The 5,388-nt window shown below is 70.1% G+C and carries 6 protein-coding genes; all 6 read right to left on the reverse strand.

The genetic code is table 11. The annotated features are described in order from the left end of the window. The coding region (locus VF794_RS26355; RefSeq protein WP_331115058.1) for an NAD(P)H-hydrate epimerase at nt 1-284 on the reverse strand (284 nt) is incomplete at its 3' end. Nucleotides 285-287: 3 nt separating this feature from the next. Further along, entirely contained in the window at nt 288-665 is a 378-nt protein-coding gene (gene acpS, locus VF794_RS26360) for a holo-ACP synthase (RefSeq protein ID WP_331115060.1), read from the reverse strand. Between the two features lie 6 nt (nt 666-671). After that, nucleotides 672-1,397, reverse strand: a complete 726-nt coding sequence (locus VF794_RS26365; RefSeq protein WP_331115062.1) for a pyridoxine 5'-phosphate synthase — start codon at nt 1,395-1,397, stop codon at nt 672-674. A 69-nt stretch (nt 1,398-1,466) separates the two neighbouring features. Next, entirely contained in the window at nt 1,467-2,861 is a 1,395-nt protein-coding gene (gene glmM, locus VF794_RS26370) for a phosphoglucosamine mutase (protein WP_331115064.1), read from the reverse strand. A 189-nt stretch (nt 2,862-3,050) separates the two neighbouring features. Continuing rightward, complete coding sequence (folP, locus tag VF794_RS26375) at nt 3,051-4,301, reverse strand: dihydropteroate synthase (protein ID WP_331115066.1); 1,251 nt, start codon at nt 4,299-4,301, stop codon at nt 3,051-3,053. Between the two features lie 88 nt (nt 4,302-4,389). Next, a partial coding sequence (locus VF794_RS26380; protein WP_414640956.1) for an ATP-dependent metallopeptidase FtsH/Yme1/Tma family protein occupies nt 4,390-5,388 on the reverse strand: 999 nt, incomplete at its 5' end.

Genomic DNA, 5,388 nt, shown 5'->3' on the forward strand with positions numbered 1-5,388 from the left:
TTGCGCTTGGACTCGGGGGTCAGCTTCGCCCTGTCCCCGACCAGCACCAGCGTCACGCGCAGGCCCTCGGAGAGGAGGAAGCGCGCCGCCACCAGCCCGTCTCCCCCGTTGTTCCCAGGCCCGCACACCACCACGTACCGCCCGCCCGGGACGCCCAGCTCCCGTGCGACCTTCGCCAGCACCCTGCCGGCGTTCTCCATCAGCAGCGGCGAGGGCATGCCGAAACGGGACTCGGCGGCTTGATCGGCCGCGCGCATCCTCGCGGCGGTGAGGGCACGGCGCATGGCTCAGCTCCTGTCCTGGAGGATGACCGTCGCGGCGGCGACCCCCGCGTCATGGGTGAGCGCGAGGAAGGCCTCCGCGCGCCGCTTCTCCATCTCCGCGAGCGCCACGCCCGAGAGGCGGAAGCGGGGCGGGCCCCCCTCGCGCACCACCTCCATGTCCTGCCAGGTGAGGCCCGGCGGCGCGCCCAGCGCCTTGACCAGGGCCTCCTTGGCGGCGAAGCGGGCCGCGTAGGCGCTCGCCGCGTCCGAGCGTGCACCGCACAGGGCCCGCTCGGCCTCCGTGTACACCCGGGCCAGGAAGCGCTCGGCGCGCGGCCCCTCGAGGATGCGCTGGATGCGCGCCACCGAGCAGATGTCCATCCCCAGTCCGAGGATTGCCATGGCGCCCTACCTCGGGTTGCGCATCAGCTCCAACATCTCCCGCACCGCCCGCTCGAAGCCCACCAGCACCGCGCGGCCGACGATGGAGTGCCCGATGTTCAGCTCGTCGATCTCCTCGATGCGCGCGATGGGATGCACGTTGTCGTAGTTGAGCCCGTGGCCCGCCGCCACGCTCATGCCCAGCTTCGCCGCCACCTTCGCCGCGTCGACGATCCGGCTCAACTCCCGCGCCCGCTCGCGCTCGTTGCGCGCCTCGCAGTAGCGCCCGGTGTGCAGCTCGATCCGGTCCGCGTTCACCTTGTGCGACGCCCGCACCTGGTCCAGGTCCGGATCGATGAACAGCGAGACGGTGATCTCCCCGTCCTTGAGGTTCTTGATGATCTTCGCGATGGGCTCTCGCTGCCCGGCCACGTCGAGCCCGCCCTCGGTGGTGAGCTCCTCGCGCCGCTCGGGCACCAGCGTCACCACGTCCGGCTTGTACTCGTAGGCGATCTTCACCATGTCCTGGGTGGCCGCCATCTCCAGGTTGAGCAGCGTCTGGACGGTCTCGCGCAGGATGCGCAGGTCGCGATCCTGGATGTGACGCCGATCCTCCCGGAGGTGGATGGTGATCTGCCCCGCGCCGGCCAGCTCGGCGAGCGCCGCGGCCGTCACCGGATCCGGATACGTGGTGCGCCGCGCCTGACGCAGCGTCGCCACGTGGTCCACATTCACACCCAGTCGCTGTCCCATCTCGGCCGCTCTCCTGAAAGACTCGGCCCTTCTATTGGCGGCCAGCGACCGGATGTCAACCGTTGAGCGTCAACCGTTGAGCGCCTTGGAGAGCGCCTCGACGATCTCCCGGGCGTACTGCTCGTTGCGCGTGGCGTCGATGCCCTCGATGAGGACGCGGGCCTTGGGCTCGGTACCGGAGAAGCGCACCAGCACCCGGCCCTCCTTGCCCAGCTTCTTCTCCACGTCCTGGATGGCCCGCATCACGGTGGGCAGCTCGCCCAGCTCGCGCTTCTGCTTCACCACCACGTTGACGAGCGTCTGCGGCACCGGCTCGAAGATGGAGGCCAGCTCGCTCACGGGCTTCTGCTGGCGGCACATGACGGCCAGCAGCTGGAGCGCCGCCAGGGTGCCATCGCCCGTGGTGCTCTGGTCCAGGAAGATGAGGTGGCCGCTCTGCTCGCCACCGATGTTGTAGCCGTTGCGGCGCATCTCCTCGACGACGTAGCGGTCACCCACCTTGGTGCGGACCACCTTGACGCCCCAGCGCGCCACCGCCCGCTCCAGGCCGATGTTGCTCATCACCGTGGACACGAGCGTCTTCTTCTTCAGCTCCTTGCGGGTGACGAGCTCGCCGGTGCAGATGGCCATGATGGCGTCGCCATCCACCACCTTGCCCTTCTCGTCCACGACGATGAGGCGGTCCGCGTCACCGTCCAGCGCGATGCCGACGTTCGCCCCGTACTTCACCACCGCGCGCGCCAGGTTCTCCGGGTAGAGCGCGCCGCACTTGTGGTTGATGTTCTTGCCGTCCGGCTGCACGCCCAGGGTGATGACCTTGGCGCCCAGCTCCTCCAGCACCGCGGGGGCCGTCTTGTAGGCGGCGCCGTTGGCGCAGTCGATGACGACGGTCATCCCCTCCAGCGTCAGCTCGCGGGGGAAGGTCGTCTTGAGGAAGACGATGTAGCGGCCGCGCGCGTCCTCCAGGCGGAAGGCCCGGCCAATCTTGGTCGCGGTGGGGCGGATGGAGTCGATGGCGCCGCTGGCCACCAGCTCCTCGATCTTCGCCTCCGTCTCGTCCGGCAGCTTGAAGCCGTCGCGCCAGAAGAACTTGATGCCGTTGTCCTGGTACGGGTTGTGGGAGGCCGAGATGACGGCGCCCGCGTCCGCGCGCATGGAGGTGGTGAGGTTGGCGATGCCCGGAGTGGGCAGCGGTCCCACCAGGTCCACGTCCACGCCCATGGAGGTGAGGCCGGCGGCGAGCGCCTGCTCGAGCATGTAGCCGGACAGTCGCGTGTCCTTGCCGATGATGACGCGGTGCCGGTGAGGCCCGTTGCGGATGAGGTGCGCGAGTGCTCGGCCCAGCTGCATCGCGACTTCCGCCGTCATCGGATAGACGTTGGCGACGCCGCGAACGCCATCGGTGCCGAACAGCCGCTGCGACGCCCTCTCTTCCTTCGGGGGCATGTTCATCCTGTAGGCCATAGTGTGCCGCTCCACCTTTCCCTGGCCGGCCGAAGCCGGACCGCCGACGCCGAGGGCTTATACCCTGCCCTCCACAGAGGCCGAAGCTAGGGAGTTGGAGCTCCCTGGACAAGCTTGCGGCCAGTCAGCCTGCTCCTCCCCGTGGAAGGTCGGCCCTAGGCGCACATTCCCCCTGAAGGGGATACTCCTTCACCCGCGCACCTTCCCCGACCGGTAGAGGGCCCCACCCTCCAGGGCCGAGCGCACGGCGTCCGCCACCGCGAGCGCGTCGCGCACCTCGGCCACGTCGTGCACGCGCACGAAGTCCGTGTCCCCCGCCGCTGCCATCACCGCCACGGAGCCCAGCGTCGCCGCCAGCCGCTCGTCCGCCGGCTTGCCCCCCGCGAGCCGCCCGAGGAAGGACTTGCGGCTGGTGCCCACCAGCACCGGCAGCCCCAGCACGCGCAGCTCGCCCAGCCGCCGCAGCAGGAAGAGGTTGTGCCCGAGCGTCTTGCCGAAGCCGATGCCCGGATCCACCAGCACGCGCTCGCGCCGCACGCCCGCGGCCACCGCCCGTGCCACGCCCTCCTCCAGGAAGGCCAGCACCTCGTCCACCACGTCCTCGTAGTGGGGCTCCTTCTGCATCGTCTCCGGGGTGCCCTGGATGTGCATGAGGCAGCAGGCCGCCCCCGCCTCGGCCACCACGCGCGGCAGCTCCATGTCGAAGTGGAAGCCGCTGATGTCGTTGATGAGCACCGCGCCGGCCTTCAACGCCTCGCGGGCCACCGCCGCCTTGGTGGTGTCCACCGAGAGGGGCACGTCCGTGCGGGCCCGCAGGCCCTCGAGGACGGGAAGGACGCGGGCCAGCTCCTCCTCGGCGGACACGGGCGGCGAGCCCGGCCGGGTGGACTCACCGCCCACGTCCAGCACGTCCGCTCCCGCCTCGGCCAACCGCAGCCCGTGGGCCACGGCCGCCTCGGTGCCGAAGTACCGCCCGCCGTCCGAGAAGCTGTCCGGCGTCACATTCACCACGCCCATGACATGGGTACGCGCGCCGAAGGCGAAGGTGCGCCCACCCAGCACCAGCTCGGCCGGCGGCGCGGAAAGCTCCAGCACACGCGCCAGGGCCCCGGCCAGCTCCGCCAGCTCCGGCTGGTCCTTCGCGGCGGCCACCACGCGCTCGAACTGCTCCTTGCGGCCGGAGAGCAGGCCCGTACCGGGCCGGAGGCGCTGGTCGCCCGCCACCCAGGAGGGGAACTCCTCGCGCCCGGGAGAGGTGGAGGCCGCGAAGAGGCTGGCGAGGAAGCGGCCCTGCTCGCGCCCCAGGCCAGTGAGCAGCACGTGCAGCGCGGGCAGCTTCTCCAGCAGGTACTCGCGGGCGGGGGTGGGCAGCCCCATGCGGAGAAAAGCCGGCTCGAGGTCGGCGGGACGGTCGACGCGGACGGGGCGGGCGCGAATCATGTCGGGTCGGCTCCGGGGGCGAAAAGCAGAAGGGCCCTCCCCACGTGAGTGGAGAGGGCCCGGGTTCTACACGGAAGCGAAGTTCAGGCTACGCCTTGTTCGGCTCCATGTTGGGGAGCCCCTCGAGCGCGTCGAGGATCTTCCGCTTGTCCTTCTTCTCGGTGGACTTCGGAGGCGGGGCGGAGACGCGGGGAGCCGGGCGCTCACGGGTGAGCTGACCCCCCTGGAGGAGGATGTTGACGTCCTCGGCATCCAGCGTCTCGTACTCCACCAGTGCATCGGCCACGCGCTTGAGGCCCTCGAGGTGCTCGGTCAGCACCCGCTTGCCGTTCTCGTAGCAGCTCATCACGATGCTGCGCACCTCGGCGTCGATCTGCCGCGCGGTGTCCTCGGAGTAGTCCTTGGCCGAGTTGAAGTCGCGGCCCAGGAACACCTCACCGTCGCTCTTGCCGAAGGCCAGGGGCCCCATCTTCTCGCTCATGCCCCAGCGGCACACCATGGCGCGCGCCGTCTCGGTGGCGCGCTCGATGTCGTTGGAGGCTCCGGAGCTCATCTCGTTGTAGATGAGTTCCTCGGCGATGCGGCCGCCCATGGCCATGGTGATCTGGTCGAGGATCTGCTTCTTGTACCCGTTGACCTTGTCCTCGGTGGGCAGGCTCCAGGTGAGACCCAGGGCCTGACCGCGCGGGATGATGGTGACCTTGTGGAGCGGATCGCAGCCAGGCAGCAGCTTGGCGATGAGCGCGTGGCCGGCCTCGTGGACGGCGGTGTTGCGCTTCTCCTTCTCGGTCATGATCATGGACTTGCGCTCCGGGCCCATGAAGACCTTGTCCTTGGCCTGCTCGAAGTCGCTGAGGTCCACGCGCTCCTTGTTCTGACGCGCGGCCATGAGGGCCGACTCGTTGACCAGGTTCTCCAGGTCCGCGCCCGTCATGCCCGGCGTACCGCGGGCGATGACCTCGAGCTCCACCTCGGGAGCCAGCGGCACGCGGCGGGTGTGCACCTTGAGCACGCCCAGGCGGCCCTTCAGGTCGGGACGGGGCACCACGATGCGCCGGTCGAAGCGACCCGGGCGCTGGAGCGCGGG

Origin of the sequence: Archangium sp., from assembly GCF_036389735.1 — a bacterium.
In the GTDB taxonomy this organism is placed as follows: domain Bacteria; phylum Myxococcota; class Myxococcia; order Myxococcales; family Myxococcaceae; genus Archangium.